Raw genomic sequence first — 1,044 nt, 5'->3', positions numbered from 1 at the left:
GCGGGATAGAGACTTCCACATCCAGATTACGACCCGTGGAGTGACTATTACTAACCGACAGCCAAACCACAATCCGTAATCTAGTAACTTACTGGTTATTTTGAGTGGCATTGCCACCCACTTACCGCCCATTTAAACACCCCACTCGAAATGCGCTGTACTCATTTTTGATAGCTTCAAGCTTTGCATTGAGCCGGATAATTTCAAAGTATGAGAAACAATGCATAGCGAGAGCTATTACGGCGAGTAGTGCAAAGAAACTACGATTTTCCATAGCACTAACCTAAGTACACTCTGTAACAGCGACCGGTGGCGATACCGGTTTGATTCTTTTGAGTTTTTATGTCTATGAATGCGGACTTACTTGACTTTATCTTCGGGAAACTACCGTCGGGTGATAGTGAGAATGTGCTGAATGTTGGCAACAGTTGCCACTCAGTTGGTGCGCTGTCGCAGTGACCAGTTACGGTCACCGCAGTCATATCAGATAGACTTGAAGCAGATTCAAGTGAACGGTTAGGGGTACGTTTTCCACCCCTGTTGCGACGGGTACGTGTGTCTGACGTACCTATCGCATTTTCAGGCAAAGACATGTTTTAAATGTGTCCTCATTGTGTTTTGAGTGTGTAATAAACACGTTATAACACAATTATAAGCATGTCAACCCCAAAACTAAAAAACCTAGGCTTAAAGCTCCCAGACTATGAGTATCAAGCCTTAGAGGAGTATTGCATGCGGACACATCGTGGCAAAACAGAGGTTTTAAGGGAACTTATTCGGAGTCTTCCAACATATCGGGAACCAAAAGAACTAGCCATTCCCGAAATCGGCGAAGATGTTCCCAGCGGGGAGAACCAGGCATAGCGTCTTTCCCATGAGCGGCGAGATACTGCTCAATTAACTCATTCGCGCCATTGATTTTGTAATTTAGTTCCCGTAATTCTTGCGAGCCGGTCTTTTGACCGGTTTCGTTTTGCCAATACAGCTCGTCTGGTAGTGCAAGCTGATGCCCGATGTCTAGCAGACGACCATAATGTAGCTCCC

General features: G+C 45.4%; 1 protein-coding gene. It reads right to left on the bottom strand.

Annotated elements, in window-relative coordinates:
• Positions 1-772: 772 nt before the first annotated feature.
• The coding region (locus F6K63_RS37025) for a hypothetical protein (RefSeq protein WP_287315034.1) at positions 773-1,044 on the bottom strand (272 nt) is incomplete at its 5' end.

This window comes from Moorena sp. SIO1G6 (assembly GCF_010672795.1).
Classification (GTDB): domain Bacteria; phylum Cyanobacteriota; class Cyanobacteriia; order Cyanobacteriales; family Coleofasciculaceae; genus Moorena; species Moorena producens.
The sequence above is the reverse complement of the archived record's forward strand: the minus strand, read 5'-3'. Positions and strand labels throughout refer to the sequence as shown.